The sequence below is a fragment of the Gardnerella sp. KA01000 genome, from assembly GCF_049244035.1.
Classification (GTDB): domain Bacteria; phylum Actinomycetota; class Actinomycetes; order Actinomycetales; family Bifidobacteriaceae; genus Bifidobacterium; species Bifidobacterium leopoldii.
Genome location: NZ_CP058367.1, coordinates 1,438,559 through 1,455,652, shown reverse-complemented (window position 1 = coordinate 1,455,652; position 17,094 = coordinate 1,438,559). Strand labels below are relative to the sequence as shown.

At 44.6% G+C, this 17,094-nt stretch carries 13 protein-coding genes; 10 read left to right on the top strand and 3 right to left on the bottom strand.

From position 1 onward, the window contains the following. Window positions 1-317 precede the first annotated feature (317 nt). From HXT58_RS05710 to HXT58_RS05700, 3 genes are all read left to right on the top strand, one after another. Window positions 318-1,049 (top strand): MIP/aquaporin family protein, encoded by a 732-nt coding sequence (locus HXT58_RS05710; RefSeq protein WP_032842372.1) that lies wholly within the window; start codon window positions 318-320, stop codon window positions 1,047-1,049. Between the two features lie 142 nt (window positions 1,050-1,191). Next, window positions 1,192-2,241, top strand: a complete 1,050-nt coding sequence (locus tag HXT58_RS05705; RefSeq protein ID WP_004119568.1) for a glutamyl-Q tRNA(Asp) synthetase — start codon at window positions 1,192-1,194, stop codon at window positions 2,239-2,241. A 34-nt stretch (window positions 2,242-2,275) separates the two neighbouring features. Further along, complete coding sequence (locus HXT58_RS05700) at window positions 2,276-3,076, top strand: YggS family pyridoxal phosphate-dependent enzyme (RefSeq protein ID WP_004119565.1); 801 nt, start codon at window positions 2,276-2,278, stop codon at window positions 3,074-3,076. Between the two features lie 37 nt (window positions 3,077-3,113). Here the strand turns inward: HXT58_RS05700 and HXT58_RS05695 are convergent, their stop codons facing one another. Next, on the bottom strand, window positions 3,114-3,929 hold the full coding sequence (locus HXT58_RS05695; RefSeq protein WP_004136519.1) for a fumarylacetoacetate hydrolase family protein: 816 nt from the start codon (window positions 3,927-3,929) through the stop codon (window positions 3,114-3,116). A 315-nt stretch (window positions 3,930-4,244) separates the two neighbouring features. Here HXT58_RS05695 and clpB point away from each other — a divergent pair, with 315 nt between their 5' ends. The 6 genes from clpB (at window position 4,245) to HXT58_RS05665 (ending at window position 12,300) form a co-directional block, all read left to right on the top strand. Beyond that, entirely contained in the window at window positions 4,245-6,839 is a 2,595-nt protein-coding gene (gene clpB / locus HXT58_RS05690; protein WP_004119561.1) for an ATP-dependent chaperone ClpB, read from the top strand. A 144-nt stretch (window positions 6,840-6,983) separates the two neighbouring features. Next, the gene (rmuC, locus tag HXT58_RS05685) at window positions 6,984-8,324 is read left to right on the top strand and encodes a DNA recombination protein RmuC (protein WP_064340416.1); all 1,341 of its coding nucleotides are present in this window, start codon (window positions 6,984-6,986) and stop codon (window positions 8,322-8,324) included. 58 nt (window positions 8,325-8,382) lie between these two features. Then, window positions 8,383-9,312, top strand: coding sequence for a hypothetical protein (locus tag HXT58_RS05680; RefSeq protein ID WP_064340415.1), 930 nt, complete (start codon window positions 8,383-8,385; stop codon window positions 9,310-9,312). A gap of 57 nt (window positions 9,313-9,369) precedes the next feature. Further along, the gene (locus HXT58_RS05675; RefSeq protein WP_064340414.1) at window positions 9,370-10,176 is read left to right on the top strand and encodes a TrmH family RNA methyltransferase; all 807 of its coding nucleotides are present in this window, start codon (window positions 9,370-9,372) and stop codon (window positions 10,174-10,176) included. Between the two features lie 130 nt (window positions 10,177-10,306). Next, window positions 10,307-11,314, top strand: coding sequence for an ATP-binding cassette domain-containing protein (locus tag HXT58_RS05670; RefSeq protein WP_064340716.1), 1,008 nt, complete (start codon window positions 10,307-10,309; stop codon window positions 11,312-11,314). After that, complete coding sequence (locus HXT58_RS05665) at window positions 11,311-12,300, top strand: ABC transporter permease subunit (RefSeq protein ID WP_064340717.1); 990 nt, start codon at window positions 11,311-11,313, stop codon at window positions 12,298-12,300. Before HXT58_RS05670 ends, HXT58_RS05665 begins: the two co-directional genes overlap by 4 nt. Before the next feature lie 196 nt (window positions 12,301-12,496). On the opposite strand, the gene HXT58_RS05660 is transcribed toward HXT58_RS05665, so the two are convergent. Both HXT58_RS05660 and vly read right to left on the bottom strand, forming a co-directional pair. After that, window positions 12,497-14,608, bottom strand: a complete 2,112-nt coding sequence (locus tag HXT58_RS05660; protein ID WP_101892178.1) for an ATP-binding cassette domain-containing protein — start codon at window positions 14,606-14,608, stop codon at window positions 12,497-12,499. A gap of 138 nt (window positions 14,609-14,746) precedes the next feature. Next, window positions 14,747-16,297 (bottom strand): cholesterol-dependent cytolysin vaginolysin, encoded by a 1,551-nt coding sequence (vly, locus tag HXT58_RS05655; RefSeq protein ID WP_004110067.1) that lies wholly within the window; start codon window positions 16,295-16,297, stop codon window positions 14,747-14,749. Window positions 16,298-16,797: 500 nt separating this feature from the next. Between vly and gatC the strand changes: the two genes are divergently transcribed. Continuing rightward, window positions 16,798-17,094 carry an Asp-tRNA(Asn)/Glu-tRNA(Gln) amidotransferase subunit GatC gene (gene gatC, locus HXT58_RS05650; protein ID WP_004105888.1) on the top strand — a complete coding sequence of 99 codons (297 nt, stop codon included), beginning with the start codon at window positions 16,798-16,800 and terminating at the stop codon, window positions 17,092-17,094.

The following is a 17,094-nucleotide window of genomic DNA, read 5'->3' as shown; positions in this document are numbered from 1 at the left end:
CGTTGCAACGAGGATGTTGTGAAGATGAAACCGCAGATATTGTTTTTGTAGATAAGAGGCTCGCCAAAGTGGCGGGCCTCTTTTGATGTGAGGGCGATTTTACTATTTACGCAGACTGTCGCGCGTATAAGGGAAACTATCAAAGAATAAATGTTGGAATTCATTTTCTTAGCTTCTTTGAAAATGAGAATATATTGTGTTCCATGCTGTGCTAATCGCAATTGCGAGTTGTTGGACGATTGTTAAGTGACGAGTCGTTATTTATGCGCGTGATTACGTGTGTGGAGTTTGAAACAGGTAAGAAGGATCGAAGGACCATGCAACATTCGTTTATGGCAATGTTGGCTGCAGAATTTATTGGCACTGCTATTCTCATGATTTTCGGAAACGGTGCTGTAGCAAACGTTGAATTAAAAAATACTAAAGGGCACCATGCTGGCTGGCTAAATATTGCTATGGGCTACGGTTTTGGTGTTATGTTCCCAGTGCTCATGTTTGGCGGAATTTCCCACGCGCATATCAATCCTGCTATGACAATTGCGCAAGCTGTAAACGGCATGTTCCCATGGGCTAACGTTGTGCCTTATATTGTAGCTCAGCTTTTAGGTGCGCTGGTTGGTCAGCTTATTGTGTACGTAACGTATTTGCCACACTACAACGAAACTGAGGAGCCAGAAGCAATTCTTGGCACTTTCTGCACTACGGATGCGTATAACAACAAGCTTAACTACTTCCTTAACGAGTTCTTCGGCACACTTGTGCTTGTTCTGGCTGCTCTTTGCTGCCTTACCTCTCCATGGGGTGAGAAGAATTTGGCTGGCGCTTCAATCGTTGTCGGCTTCGTGGTTTGGGGTTTGGTGACTTCTATGGGCGGACCAACTGGTCCTGCTTTGAATCCTGCTCGTGATCTTATGCCGCGTTTGCTTCACGCAATTTTGCCAATTCCGCACAAGGGATCTTCTCGCTGGGGTGAAGCGTGGATTCCAGTTATTGCTCCTATTGCCGGCGCAATCTTGGGTGTGGTTATGTATAAGTCGTTATTTGCATAAAGTAGTTGCTTTTAGCTGTGCTTGATTGCGATTGTAAGAAGCGCGTAATGCTAGTATGAATGCGTTACGCGCTTTTTATTTTGTAAGCTTATGCTTTGCAAGTTTATGCTTATTAATTAAAGATATTAAGAAAGACTAAATCATGTTTTCGAAGTCAACTATTGCAATTGGTCGTTTTGCGCCTACTCCTTCCGGGCGTATGCATATTGGCAATATGGTAGCAATGTTGGCTGCGTGGCTCTCTGCAAAATCGCAAGGCGGACACATGCTTTTACGTCTGGAAGATCTTGATATTGCGCGCATGCCAAAGGATGCTAGCGCGCGAGTTATTGACGATTTGAAGTGGGCTGGGCTTGATTGGGTCGGCGAGCCGACTTATCAGCATGAACGCACTGCAATTTACCAAGAAGCTCTTGATGCGTTAGAATCTTTGCAAGACGAAGACGGGAATTCTCTAATCTACCCATGTTTTTGCTCGCGTTCCGATATTCGCGCAATCGCAGCTCCGCAGGAAGGCGACGGTTTTATACGCTACCCGGGTACGTGCAGAAATCTTCGTAAAAACGCGGAAGGTCTGGCACAAATCGAAAAGCGTTTGCAAAATAATCAGCAACATTCTTTAAGGCTTGCTGTTCCCTCGGCTGATTCGCCGCAAGCAAATGTGAGTTTTGAAGATGCGATTTTTGGTGCGCAATCGTTTAACATTAATCGCGATTTGGGTGACATGGTGATTCGCCGCGCGGATGGCGTTTTTTCGTACCAGCTTGCGGTTGTTGTTGACGATGTTCTGAGCGGAGTAAACGACATTGTGCGCGGCCGCGATTTGCTTCGTTCTGCGGCGCTTCAAATTTGGATTGGTGAGCTGCTTGAAAAATCAGGATTTTTTGCGGCTCACGGTACGCATTATGTGCGTCCGCAATTTGCGCACTTGCCGCTAATTGATAACGCTCAAGGTGAGCGGCTTGCAAAAAGTAAGCACTCGCTAGACGTCGGTGCGCTTCGAGAATCTGGCTGGAGTGCCGAGCGCATGATTGGCTATTGTATGTATCTTCTGGGATACAAAAAGCATGGTCAAAATCAATCGGTAGATATGAGTGCTGCCGATGCGCTTGCGTTGTTTGAAAGCCTTGACACGCCGTGGGATTCTGTTCGCGCAAACCTAGCCGACAAATCCGTGCCCTTCCTTGACTAAACTATGTAGTTAGGTTTGATAGATTGGGGCATAAATGGCATATATGACGCAAAAAGATTTAGCGAATACTGAAGTCGATTGTGTTCGTGCGTGTCAAATTGCCGACGGCGTGCACAGCGTGCAAGACGCCATTGCTCAAGCCGAATTGCATTATGGTCGCAAAGCTGAGTCGGTTACGCTACTTGCCGCAACTAAAACGCGAGATGTTGGCGAAATCATGGCAGCGCTTAAAGCTGGAGTGCGAGTAGTTGGGGAAAATCGCCCACAAGAAATCGTTGCAAAAGCCGAGATTTTACGCGCACAAGCTGCTAGAGAAGGTTTAAGCGTTGGAGTGAACGGTGAAATTCCACTCTACTTAATCGGTCAGCTGCAAAGCAATAAAATAAATAAAGTTTTACCACTTGCAAATGGTATTCAGTCGGTTGACGGCATTGAACTTGCGCAAAAAATATCTACGCGCGCGCAAAATTTGGGACTTTGCACAGACGTTATGTTGGAAGTGAATGTTTCGGGAGAAGCTACGAAATCGGGATGCGCGCCAGAACGTGCGATTGATGAAGCGCTCGCTATATCTAGTCTTCCGGCGCTTAATTTGCACGGATTTATGACGCTCGGAGCGCGCGTGGATGATGAAAAAATAGTGAGAAGTGGTTTCGCAAAATTGCGAGAAATTCGAGATTGTGTAAGTGGACAACTCGCGCAAGATTATGATGGAAACTCTGCAAAATTAGAGCTTTCGATGGGAATGTCCGGCGATTTTGCGTGGGCGATTGCCGAAGGCTCGACGATGGTTCGAATCGGTTCGGCAATCTTTGGCCCACGCGCATTTGTGTAGTTTTAAGTCAAAGTTTAAGCCAAATTGATGATTGTAGTTACGCATGCACAATCACATTGCGCAGCGAACCGATGCCATCTACGTGTACAATCGCTTCGTCACCCGCGCGTAAAGTCCCAGCCGGGTATGGGGTTCCTGTCAAAATCACGTCTCCTGGAAGAAGCGTTGAGAAGCTTGAAATCGCTGCAATTTGCTCAGGAATACTGTGAATAAGTCGAGCTGTAGTGCCGTCAGCTTCCGGCACATTTTCACCATTAAGCGTAAATGAAATATGTGCATCGCGCCAATTTAGCTCGGTCGTAATCCAAGGTCCAAGTGGGCAAGAAGTGTCGAAACCTTTTGCGCGCGTCCACATTGGGTCGCTTCCTGCGCAATCTCGTAAAGTTACGTCATTTACACAAGTAAAGCCAAAAACGTAATTCATTGCGGTAGCTGCAGTCACATTTTTGGCGATTTTGCCCATAACAACTGCCACTTCTGGCTCAAAATTCATGTCGTTTGAGCAAGCAGGAATCACAATCGGATCGTCCGGACCAATTACAGAAGTGCTCGGCTTTGTAAAAATAACCATATCTGCAGCGGTATGCGAAGAAGCCGCAGGAGAAGTAGCGCGCTCGTCATCGGAACGCGTATCGTAATTTTTTGCCAATCCGTAAACTTTTGAAGGAATTACAGGCACAAGCAAGCGCACGCCATCCGCATCCAACGCGTAACGTTTACCAGTTGGCTTAACTCCTTGCGGGCTTAAAGGATGCCCTTCAAGTGCTACTAAATAATCTTTACCGTCGGTTTCGTCTTTTTGAACGAAAGCGTATTGCGGAACTTCATTATACGAAAAACGTGCAATTCTCATGCTTTTAAGATTACGACATATTTGCTACTTAATTAAGCATTGCTTGATACTTAACTAAACTTTGCTTGCTGCTTAATTAAATTATTTGCGTAAATTATTTGCGATTGAAAGTTCTTGAAAACAAAACTTGAGTCTAGTACACTCAAGTTTTAGGAATAAAGTTATAGGAAAATCTGTTATACGTATCAGATACATGAAAGTGAAAGCTCGTTAGAACTCAAAAGTATCGTCAAAAAGCTTGAAATTGCAATAAAAGTTGCAGCGATTTGACTTAACTGAAATGTGTTTTAGAGCTTTCGTGGAAATGAGGTAGATATGGAACAAAAGTTTACAACCTTAGCGCAAGACGCATTAAGCGACGCTGTGCAAAGTGCAGCGGCTGCTGGCAATGCGCAAGTTGACACTCTGCATTTGGCGGATGCTTTACTCCGCCAAGAGCAGGGCGTCGTTCGCGCGCTTATTGCTCAGGCGGGGGCGGACGCGCAACAAATCGGTGCTGAAATTCGTAACGCATTAGTGGCATTGCCTTCATCTACTGGCTCAACTACAACTAAGCCAGATGCAAGTCGTCAGCTTTTGGCTGCGCTAAGCCAGGCAGAAAAAGAAATGCGCGCAATGGGAGACGAATACGTTTCTACGGAACACATGCTTATTGGCATGGTTGCTAGCGAACCAAACGCTGTTGCGGATATTTTCAAAAAGCACAACGTTTCCGCAGACGTGTTGCGTAAGGCTGTGCCAACTGTGCGCGGTGGCGCAAAAGTGACAAGTCCGGATGCTGAAGGCAACTACAAAGCGCTCGAAAAGTATTCTGTTGATATGACTGCGCGCGCTCGCGAAGGAAAGCTCGACCCAGTAATTGGGCGCGATCAGGAAATTCGTCGCGTGATTCAGATTCTTTCTCGCCGCACGAAGAACAATCCTGTGCTAATTGGCGAGCCGGGCGTTGGAAAAACGGCAGTTGTAGAAGGATTGGCTCAGCGAATTGTGGCAGGAGATGTGCCTACGACTTTGCAAAACAAGCGTCTTATAAGCCTCGATTTGGCTTCGATGGTTGCAGGTTCGAAGTATCGCGGCGAGTTTGAGGAACGCTTAAAGGCAGTGTTGAAGGAAATTCAGCAATCGGACGGTCAAATTATTACGTTTATTGACGAAATTCACACTGTTGTTGGCGCAGGATCTGCAGAAGGTTCAATGGATGCTGGGAATATGCTTAAGCCAATGCTTGCGCGCGGTGAGCTGCGCTTGGTTGGTGCAACTACGCTTAACGAGTATCGCGAGCATATTGAAAAGGATTCCGCGCTTGAACGCAGATTCCAGCAAGTGTTTGTTGGCGAGCCATCTGTTGAAGATACGGTGACGATTTTGCGTGGACTTAAGCAACGTTACGAAGCGCACCACAAGGTGACGATTAGTGACGATGCAATCGTAGCTGCAGCAACGCTTTCAAACCGCTATATTACTGGCAGACAGCTTCCAGATAAGGCGATTGATTTGGTGGATGAAGCGGCAGCTCACTTGCGTATGGAACTTGATTCTCAGCCAGAAGAGATCGACGAATTGCAGCGCAAAGTTACGCGTCTTGAAATGGAAGAAATGCAATTAAAGAAAGCGGAAGATGCTGCTGCGCGCGAACGCTTAGAAAAGTTGCAGGAAGAATTAGCTAACTCGCGCGAAAAGCTTTCTGGATTGAAAGCGCGTTGGGATGCGGAAAAGGCTGGCCATAACAAGGTTGGTGATTTGCGAGCGCAACTCGACGCTAAGCGCGTAGAAGCCGACAAATTCACACGTGAAGGCAACTTGGAACAAGCAAGCCGTATTTTGTATGGTGAAATCCCAAGCATTCAAAAAGCTTTGGAAGAAGCGGAGTCTGAGGCCGCTAATGCTAAAAGTGAAGCGAAAGAGCCAATGGTTCCGGATCAGGTTGATGCTGATTCTATTGCAGGAGTCGTTAGCGAATGGACGGGCATTCCTGTTGGTCGCTTGATGCAAGGCGAAAATGAGAAGCTGCTCAACATGGAAAAGGAGCTTTCTAAGCGTGTGGTTGGTCAAAGTGAAGCAATTCAGGCTATAGCAGATGCTGTGCGCAGAAGCCGTGCTGGAATTGCAGACCCGAATCGCCCAACTGGTTCCTTCTTGTTCTTGGGTCCTACTGGCGTTGGTAAGACGGAGCTTGCTAAGGCTCTTGCTGACTTTTTGTTTGACGACGAGCGTGCAATGGTTCGCATTGATATGAGCGAGTACATGGAAAAGGCTTCCGTTTCGCGTCTAATCGGTGCTGCTCCTGGTTACATTGGCTACGAGGAAGGCGGCCAGCTTACTGAAGCTGTGCGTAGACGTCCGTATTCTGTAGTGCTTTTTGACGAAGTTGAGAAGGCGCATCCAGAAGTATTCGACGTTTTGTTGCAGGTTTTGGACGATGGTCGTTTGACTGACGGTCAGGGTAGAACGGTTGATTTTACGAATACGATTTTGATTATGACATCAAACTTGGGTTCGCAATTCCTTGTGCAAGAGGGCTTGGACGATGCTGCTAAACGTAAGGCTGTTATGAACGCTGTTCACGCTGAGTTTAAGCCAGAGTTCATCAACCGTTTGGATGAGCTTGTTATGTTCCATCCGTTGAGCCGCGAAGAGCTTGGTGGAATTGTGGATATTCAAGTTCGTCAAGTGGCTGCACGCTTGAGCGACCGCCGCATTAGCTTGGATGTGAGCGGTTCTGCTCGCGCTTGGCTTGCGGAGCATGGCTATGATCCAGTTTATGGTGCTCGTCCGTTGCGTAGATTGGTTCAAACGGAAATTGGCGATCAGCTTGCTCGATTGCTGCTTTCTGGCGATGTGCATGATGGCGCTCGCGTAGTTGCGGATTGTGAGAATACTAGCGACCATGTGACCCTAAAGATTGCGTAGTTCCTGCATTCTTCAATGTAGTCAAATAAAAAAGCGTGCTGTTTATTGGATTATTTTCCAGTAGACAGCACGCTATTTTGTATTAGGTAATGCACGTGTTTAATTATGTTTCAAAAGTCAACTCAATAGTGTTTAATAGAACGTATGTTCGATAATATTGTGATGTTTGTTTTAATGGTGGTTGCTGTTGTAATAACCGCCATTGTTGTGCTGGCTATTGTTAAGCGCAACTCTGGAACGCAAGGCGCTAATGGCGTAAACCAGCGCGAATTTAACGAATTGCGCTCGCAGTATGAACAAGCGCGCGCTCAAGCTCAAGAAAATGGTAATCAGGCTATACGGTATCGCACGCAAGCAGAGCAGCTTGCTGAACGATTAAAGTTTGTTGAAGCAGAACTTGCTAAAGCGCAGCAAGCAGAGCAATTGCGAGTGAATCGCGAAGAGCAATTGCGCGCAGAGCGAGAAGAACGCGAACGGTTAAATCGTGAGAAAACTTTGAAAGAACAAGGTAAAGTTTTGGAAGCGCTTGCTCCAGTAAAAGACAATCTCGAAGCATTGAAGAATAAAGTTTCGCAGATTGAAGAAGGGCGTAAACAAGAAATGGGTGTGCTGAGCACTCAGCTTAAAGGCTTAAGTGAGCAGCAAACAAGGCTTGACCGCGAAACAAGTTCGCTTTCTGCAGCATTGCGAAATAATAAGGTTCGCGGAGCTTGGGGCGAGGCTCAACTAAAGAATATTGTTGAATCTGCAGGCTTGCTTGAGCATGTTGATTTTGATACGCAGGTTGTTGTAACTGGAGTAAATGGCGAACAGCAGAGGCCAGATATGGTTGTGCATCTGCCAGGAGGCAAAACAATTCCAGTTGATGCAAAAGTTCCGTATGCGGATTATCAGCGTGCTTGTGAAATCCCAGATAACGCAAGTGACGAAGAATTAGCTAGAAGGAGCGAGCTTCTAAAAGCGCACGCTAAGGCTTTGCGAGAGCATGTTAGAGTATTAGGAGCTAAAGCGTATTGGCAGGCTTTTGAAACAGCACCAGACTTTGTAGTTGCATTTATTCCAAACGAAGCATTGCTTCAGGCGGCTCTTGAAGCGGATCCAACGCTTATGGATGATGCTTTTGCACAAAAAGTAGCACTCACTTCACCAGTTACTTTGTGGGCTGTGCTTAAGTCTGTTGCGTACGCATGGCAGCAGCAAAGTCTTACAGATGATGCAAAAGAACTTTTCGATTTATCTAGAGAATTGTACGATCGCTTTGCGGTTCTTGGAGAAAATGCTTCAAAACTTGGCGTATCTTTGGCAAGAACAGTTGCAGCTTACAATAAGTTTGCTTCCTCACTTGAGTCTAGAGTGTTGGTAACAGCGCGTAAACTTCAGAAGTTAGATCAAAGTAAGGTTATTGCTTCAATAGATCTTATAGATTCCGATAAAGCTGATGTTAAAGAGCTGAGCGCTCCAGAAGTATCAGTAGAAGATCGTTAAGCATAAAAACATCAAAGCGTCAAAAATTGAACAGCTCTAAACGCTAAGGAGTGCAAAAATGGCAGAATTACAAGAGGAACGCGCGGAACTTAAGCGCATGCTTTGTGCGGATATGAGTGCGAAACCATTTAGCGAACTGTTTTCTGTTACATTTGCTCAGCGCGGCTCTAAGCTGGTTGGAGATGTTCTTTTTGATGCAATTGAGAAAGCTGGGTATTCGTTAGAACGCGATGTTGACGCTATTGGTGCGTTAACTGCTGCTGCAGTGCCGATGGTTTTTGCGCTTATTCATGCTGCAGAACGTAAAGGAATTGCACTCGACGGCTTTGTTATGGATTTTGTTTTTCCTGCAACAAAAGGTCCGTCAGTTAAAGGCAAGCGAGTATTATTGCTTGACTCTTGGCTTTCTGAAAAATCGTATGTTCAAACTTCTTCGCTTGTGACTTTACGACACGGCAATGAATTAAGTCTTGATTTTGGCATTGTTAATCAGCAAGGCGCGCAAATTCTTGCTATAGTTGCATTAATTGGTGGTGTTGACGCCGACGAACAAGGCATGAGGCATCTTCAATTAGTAAATCCAATAAGTGAGGAGAGTACTAAAATGGCATTTGTTCAAGCTTTCGATGAAGAAGAATTACGTGCAGATGCAGATCACGAAGATTGCTGCAACGACAACTGCTGCGGTGGTCATTGTGAGGTTAAATGCACTGGCGATTGCGCTAACGATGGTTGCACTGAGCCTTGCTGCGAGGATAACTGCTGCGGTGGTCACTGCAAGGTAGAGTGCACGGGTGATTGTGCTCATGACGGCTGCACAGAGCCATGCTGTGAAGATAATTGCTGCGGCGGCCATTGCAAAGTAGAGTGCACTGGCGATTGTGCTCATGACGGCTGCACTGAGCCATGCTGCGAGGACAACTGCTGCAGAGGCCACTGCAAGTCAGGTTGCACAGGAGATTGCGCAACTGACGGCTGCCAAGACTAGCTGCAATTACTAGCTGCCAATACTAAGCAAAAGTATTAAACGGAGCAAAACTCACACATGCACGAACCGAATCCAATTACTTTGGCTGCAAAAGCTTCCGATGAGCCAGAATTTCGACCTATAGGAGTTGGCCCATGGGAAGAAGAACATCCAGGTGAGCCTCGTCCAGATAATCCAGAATCGCCAAATTACGATGCGCGGTTTAGCACTGAATTACTAGACGAAGGCGACCAGCGCAATGTTCTAGACCGCTACCGATACTGGAAAGTAGAAGCTATAAAAGCGGATCTCGATTCTAAAGGACGCCACGAGTTTGAAGTAGCTGTAGAAAATTGGACTCACGATTTCAACATAGGCTCTATGGTTCGCACTGCAAACGCGTTTACTGCGAAAAAAGTGTATATCGTAGGGCCTCATAAATGGAATCGCAAAGGCTCGTTAATGACTGAGCTTTACCAATACGTTGAATGCTGCCCAACTATTGAAACTCTAGTAACTAATTGGCGCGAAAATATAGCTCGAGAAACAGAAGAAGCGCATCAACTTTTGCTTAAAGCACAAGCAGAAGGCAATAAAGAAGCAGAAAAAATCGCAAATATTAAGGAACAAGACGCTAAAAACGCGCGCGTTATAGCGCTAGATATTATTCCAGGCGCAGTCGCTATGGAAAACTACAAGTTCCCTAAACGTTGCCTTATGCTTTTTGGTGCGGAAGGTCCAGGTCTTTCTAAAAAAGCACTAGAAATGGCGGATGACGTTGTTTACATTTCGCAATTTGGCTCTGTTCGCTCGCTAAACGCAGGAGCAGCCGCAGCTGTTTCCATGCACGCGTGGATTGCGCAACATGCAGCACCAAATTGCTGAATCTTAATAAGCGATTAATTAAAATTTCAGCAGCAAGATCTCAACAAAAATATTAATAAAAATGCAATAGCATGTACTCATAAACACTTACATTTTAGGTGTATTTTTTTATTTGTGATATTGTTAATTTATGTTAGAATTTCAACATATTACAAAGCGTTTCGGCGCAAAAACAACGCTTAACGACGTTTCTTTCGTCGCCGAAGACGGTAAAGTCACGGGCTTTTTAGGTCCTAACGGCGCTGGTAAATCTACCACCATGCGTTGTGCGTTAAATCTTATTCATGCCAATAGTGGCACTTCTCTTATTGACGGCAAACCTTACGCAAAAATCGCCTCTCCAATGACGGAAGTTGGAGCAGTTCTTGATGCAAAGTCTGCTCACAGGGGCCGTACGGCTTACAATCACCTGTATTCATTGGCTTTAACTCATGGAATATCAAAAAAGCGCGTTGACGAAGTGATTGATATTACTGGATTATCAAGTGTTAAAACCCGCAAAGCAGGATCTTTCTCGCTTGGTATGAGCCAGCGTCTTTCCATTGCGGCGGCACTTTTAGCAAATCCACACAATCTCATTTTGGACGAGCCAATTAACGGCTTAGACCCAGAGGGCGTTAAGTGGGTTCGCGAATTATGCAAGTATTACGCGAGCGAAGGCCGAGCAATACTACTTAGTTCGCACTTAATGAGCGAAGTTGCACTAACTGCAGATAACCTTGTGATTATTGCTCATGGCGAAATTTTGGAGCGCACAACAGTACAAGATTTTGTTGACGCACATTCTCAGCACGCTGTGCGACTTGTAACTCCAGAAGGCGAAAAACTAAAGTCTGTGCTTGCTCAAAACAATCCTGAATGCAAGATTTTGCAAGATACTCGCACTCCTCAAGACGTTCAAGAAGGCGAGCTTTTTAGAATAACAGGATGTGAGCTTAATCAGCTTGCTCGCGAAATTGCGGATAATCAAATTTTGGTATATCAGCTAAATCAAGAGCACGCATCACTTGAGGAAGCATATTTGGCTCTTACGCATGGCCAGGAGCAGTACGTTACTAAGACTGTTCCTAGCAGCGATTTAAAGCCAGACAGCAAGCAGCATGCAGAGCAATCTAACAATAAGGAGAGTGCAAAATGAGTGAGCAAGTAGCAAATCAACAAGTGCAATCTTCTGAGTCCAACGCACGCCAATCCAACGCGTACAAAACAGGCCGCAGCATGAACGCTCAGCACTTACGCCTTACATTCATGCACACGCTTAAATCTGAGATTGTTAAGTTGCGCGGACTTTCATCCACCTGGTGGTGCATGGCATTAGCTATTGTTTTGCCAGTAATCTTTAGCTTTATTATCGCGATTGTGCAAAAAGCAATGTCTAAAGTTGACATTAAGAATGGAGCAAATCAAGGTAGATCAAGCGCTGCAATTACTGTTGGGCCGAGCAATAAAAGTGACCTTATTGCATCTCAAGAAAGCATTTTCCGCTTAGTTATTAGTTTTGCTTCTGTATTTTTGATTGTTTTGTCGATTTTTGCAGTGCTCGCTGTAACCGCGGAGCATTCTACAACTTCGATTCAGGCTTCTCTTACTGCTGTACCTAGAAGGGGTATGTTTTTTACGGCTAAGTTTATTGCTGTTGCAATCTACGTTTTTGTGGTTCAACTTATTGCAATGGCAGTTTCGTTAGCTGCTGCAGAATTAGCTTTTATAGGAGACAGCACTTCTGGATTATCTGGAAGCAACGCGTGGAAATTGCCTCTTACGCTGTTCCTTGGCTCTCCTGCAATTATGGTTGTTGTAGCAGCAATGGCGTACGGTTTTGGCATGATTTGCAAGTCAACTGCTGGCGGAATTATGTGCGTTATTGGAGCCGTGATGATTTTGCCTAGTGTTCTTAGCATTATTATGTTTGCAAGCAATTTCGCGAAGTGGAATTCAATACTTATACAGCTTTTGCCAGCCACAGCGGTGGGGAAATTCTTGGGCGGCTCACCTAATTCGGGTGCACAGCTTCCACCAAACGCATATATTTTCACATGGTGGCAATCAGGCTTGGTGGTTCTCGCTTGGGGCGTAGTCATGTATGCAATTGGCCACGTTGTTGAAAAGCATCGCGATATTTAAACATAGTAAGTATAAATAAAAAATAAGCCCCGTTCGATTGCAATCATTACTGAGCAAACGAGCGGGGTTTATTTATTGCAACTTTTGCCGATACTAGTTTTAATTCTTTTTGCTAGAAGTAAAGCGCCCACTGCAAATAGCATAACGCCCCGAGCAACCATAGCAATAATAGATGGCACTAATTCTGGCACTAAGCTCATTGTGCATTTTCTTGAGAATCCTGATCGTTTTGTTTCTTTTTAGCAAATTGAGGATGAGCATACTCTGGCCCAATATATGAAGTATCAGGCAATGGTAGCTCGGTAGTAGGCTTAGCATACTGAGGTTGCGCATACTGCTGTTCACAATGCTGTGGTTCAGGATACTGATCTTGTTGCGCATACTGCTGCTCATAGTATGGTTGCTGACTGTATTGCGGATTGTAATATTGTGGCTGCGCGTACGGCTGTTGTCCGTACGGCTGTTGTGCATACGGCTGACCGTATTGGATTTGTTGCGGTTGCTCATATTGTTGTTGCGCATACTGATTTTGTTGCGCGTATGATTGTTGTGCGTACGGCTGCTGTGCGTACGGTTGTTGAGCGTACTGTTGTTGAGCGTACTGTTGATCGTATTGGATTTGTTGTGGCTGTTGAGCGTACGGTTGTTGCTCATATTGAGCATACGGTTGCTGTGCGTACGGCTGCTGAGCATACTGATTTTGTAAGTATTGTGGAGTCTCCTGCTGCGGTTGAATAGGTTGTGCCTTTTGAGCTGGCAAGTCAGTTTGAGAGGCTTCCTCTATTACGTTGGCGTGTAGCACAGGTGCAGGTTGTGGTTCAGTCTCAGGCTTGGCTTGAGGCTCAGGCTTGGCTTGAGGCTCAGGCTTGGCTTGTGGTTCAGGTTCAGGTTCAGGTTCAGGTTCAGGTTGTGGCTCAGGTGTTACTTGCACAGCAGGCTCAGGCGCTACCTTTGTTTCATGCTCTGTCATTTGCTGCGTATCAAGCTCAGGAAATACCTGTGCTTCAGGCTCAGTAGTCACATGCGTTTCAACCGCAATTGTTGCCTGAGGTTCAACTGCCTTAGGTTCTGCAACTGCTTGAGGTTCTTCCGCCAGCTGAGGCTTTACTTCTTCCTTTACCGCTGTCTTTACTTCTTCCTTTACTGCTGTCTCTACTTCTGCCTCCACAGTTGTATTCTCTGTTGTTAGTTGAGGTTCAGGAGTCAATTGTGGCTCAGGCTCATTTAACAATTGAGTATCTACTGCCGCATCTTGCGTTAATTGTTGTATTGAATTTAGCTGAGTCGTTTCATTGTTGACATTATTAGGGATGTGTTCCTGAGCATATGCTTCTGTAGAATTTTGGTATTTTTGTACATTGTTATAAACATATGGAGGTTTGGACACATATGCTGCGTTGTCTCCTATTGCCGCCATATACGCATCTTCGAGTGAAACGCATTCTTTACTCAACTGATATGTAAGTAATTGTTTATCGTTAAAGAATTGCGCCAAATCTGCAATATTTGCATTATTTATAACGAAAGCTGCGCCTTCCTGCACGTCTTCGTTTTTGTGCTCAACTTGCATAATAGAGCATTCACTATGCTGCGATTGCATAATGTCAAATAGCTTTTCTGGTTCAGGAGTAACAACTCGTACAGTGTTCTGAGAATATGCAGTAAGCAAATCTGTCACGCTTGTTTTTTGTAGAATTTTACCATGTGCAATAATAACAAGATCGTCTGCAATAAGAGAAAGCTCACTAATGTTATTAGTGCTGATAAGTACCGCACCACCGCGTTCTGCATAGTATTTGCAGATATCGCGCATCCATCTAACTCCTTCAACGTCTAAGCCATAGAATGGATTATCGAGAATAAGATTATGAGGATCTGCGAGAAGTGCTGCAGCAATCTCAAGTCGTTTGCGCATGCCGGTTGACATTTCTTTAATTTTCATATTTTGTATAGAGCTGATTCCGGCAATATCCATAATCTCCGATACGCGCGTTTTTGGAATTTTGCAATACTTCGCGACGAATGTGAGCTTTTTTATAGCACTAGTATTTCTATAATTAGCTTTTAAATCTAATACTGTGCCGACTGTTTCTATTGGGGAATTGAGTTTTTTGTATGGGACGCCGTCGAATAATGCTTCACCTCCATTGGCTTTTATGAGTCCCAATGCGCAATATAGTGCAGTTGATTTTCCGGAACCGTTAGGTCCAACAAAACCTGTAACTTTACCATCTTCTGCTACAAAAGAAATATTATTTAGTACTTGCTGTTTTTTATAGTACTTAGATATATTTTGTATCTCTAACATAACTAAATCCTACTGCTAAAAATGTAATAAAAAAATCCTATTTGTGTAAAAAATTAAGGACTTCATCTCATAACTGGCTATAAGATAAAGTCCTTAATTTTTCAGTTTTATTTATTTATGCTCAATTGCAATATGAGTTCAGTCATTCTTTACAGTTTCAGCAACGCGAGGCCACAAGGTTGTGCCCCAGTTCTTGATTGTGCGCTGGCGAACCAACGGCAAATCAGTACGGTTGTACACTGTACGCCATGGTTCCCATACTAAGCCGGTCTTTTCTTCCAACTTAATGCGAAGATTGCGCACATTGCCCTTGAACTGAATCGTTGTGCTGAAGTGAGCGGTACGATACTTGCCGTTTCCTTCCCAAGCGCGAGAACGTACGTATGGAGTTCCGTCGATATCAGTGCCGTACTCATCCCAGTAGACGTAGTAGCGAGCTACATAAGCTCCACGGTGATCCAAGGTCAAATAACCGTCACGGTAAGCAGAAACCTTAGTCTCAACATAATCGCTGTTGCTCTGGAGAGTTGCTACTTCGTTATCTTTTACGAAGGAAGTAGTGTAAGCGATTGGAACAGCTGGGCTAGAGGTGCTCAAATTTGCACCTTCCTGAATCAAAGCCTTTAGCGTATCGATATTGCCGGTAATAACCTTTGCTGCACCGTTAGCGCTGCCGCCGAGAATCACTGCAGTAACAGAAGTATTCTGGAGAATGCGATGGAATTCGGTGTTTGGCTTGATTTCTACGCCCTTAATTGCTGCTTCTACTGCAGCCTGGAAATCAGTGCTCTTGCTGGTGGTATCGAACTTTACGTACATTGAGCGACCATAAGCTACGTTTGACACGTAAACTGGTGGGCGTTTGCTGTCAACGCCACGGTTCTTCAAGCTTTCTGGCGTGGTGCATGGAGCAAAGAAATCTGCTGGGCTATCTGGAGCGTCGACGCTTACTGTGTAGTAAGTTTGCTTGAAGTTCACAATTTGAGTCTGCTTCTCACCCTTGTGTACCGCATCGAAATCAATCTTCAGCGGTACGCCAATCTTTGCAAAATCAGCACCAAACTTAGCCTTGAGCTGGTTCATGCTTTGTGCGCTTGCGGAATCATACTGCATACGAGCTGCTACATGATGGCTTGCTGCATATTGTGCATTCCATTTAGAAACTAAACCGTTAACTGCTGAAGTAACGGAGCTCTTGGTTGGATGTTGCACAGTTACAGCACTCTCGCCGCCGTGGAAGCCTGGCAAATCAATGCTCAAAGTTAATGGTGCGCGATTTGCTGAAATCAAGCTTGGCATGTTATCCATCAAATTCTGGTCAGCGCGGAATAATGCACCAGGATACACGCGATCATTGTTGGCCGAAGTTACCGACAAGTTTGACGTTGTATTGGTGATGTTCTTCTTCTGATGCTCAACAACAACGAATTCGCCGTTCTTGTTGAAGCTGTCGCTGGAGAATTTATTGTTAATTGTTTCGCCGTGACGTGCGAGAATATTTGTTTTATCGTAATGCAAATCCCACAAGTAGTTGTTCAGCGAGTCCTTGCTAGCTGCGCAAGATGCAGCTGGTGCAGAAGGCTTTGCGGAAGAATCTGCCATTGCTGGAACTGCTAAGCATTGTGGAATAATAGTCGCGCCCGCGAGCAACAACATTGCTGCATTACGGTAGAACTTTGTGCTCTTCATATGTATCCTTCGATTTTTATTAGATTTTATTTCAAATTATTTTTCAGTGAGATGCCGCAAAATACGTGCTTCAGTGCATATATATGCTTCAGTGCATCAGCTTCAGCTTCTCACATCACATGATTATTACACACTTTTTATTTATGCGATAATTGTTTAAAATAATTTTTTTAAGTTTCAAACAAAAGTTTAAATAATGCTGAAATACCAACACTTTTTGGTTACGTCAGTTTTGTTGTTTCGGCGTGTTGACAGATAAAATGAACGGATTTTACGTATTTTGATTCGTGATAATTTTGTGAAAATATATGCAAAATATTTGTGCAAGTATTATTTAGTGTTACGCATGCGCAATTTTTAATTGCTGCAGTCTCAAAAAATTAATTCCTAACACTTTCTCAATAAAACAAAAATAATCAACAAATAACTCTCATAAAGCTTTTATCCACATTGCTTTTTTCTACTAACGAAGGTCACGTATCACACATATAGTTGAGGTTATGCCTACATTCACACGCGAAGAAATTGAGCATTTGGGCGTTTTGTCCCAGATTGCTTTAAGCGACGAAGAAATCAGTCGCTTGCAAGGCGAATTAAACGTCATTGCAGAATCTATTAATAAAGTGCAGGAAGTTGCTGGCGAAGATGTGCCACCTACTGCAAATCCAGTGCCTTTGGAAGCTTATTTGCGTCCAGATGAGCCTGCTACACCTTTGACTCAAGAAGAAGCTCTTTCGGATGCTCCTAGAAGTGAGTCTGGCATGTTTGTAGCGCCTCGAATTTTGGGGGAGGAATAA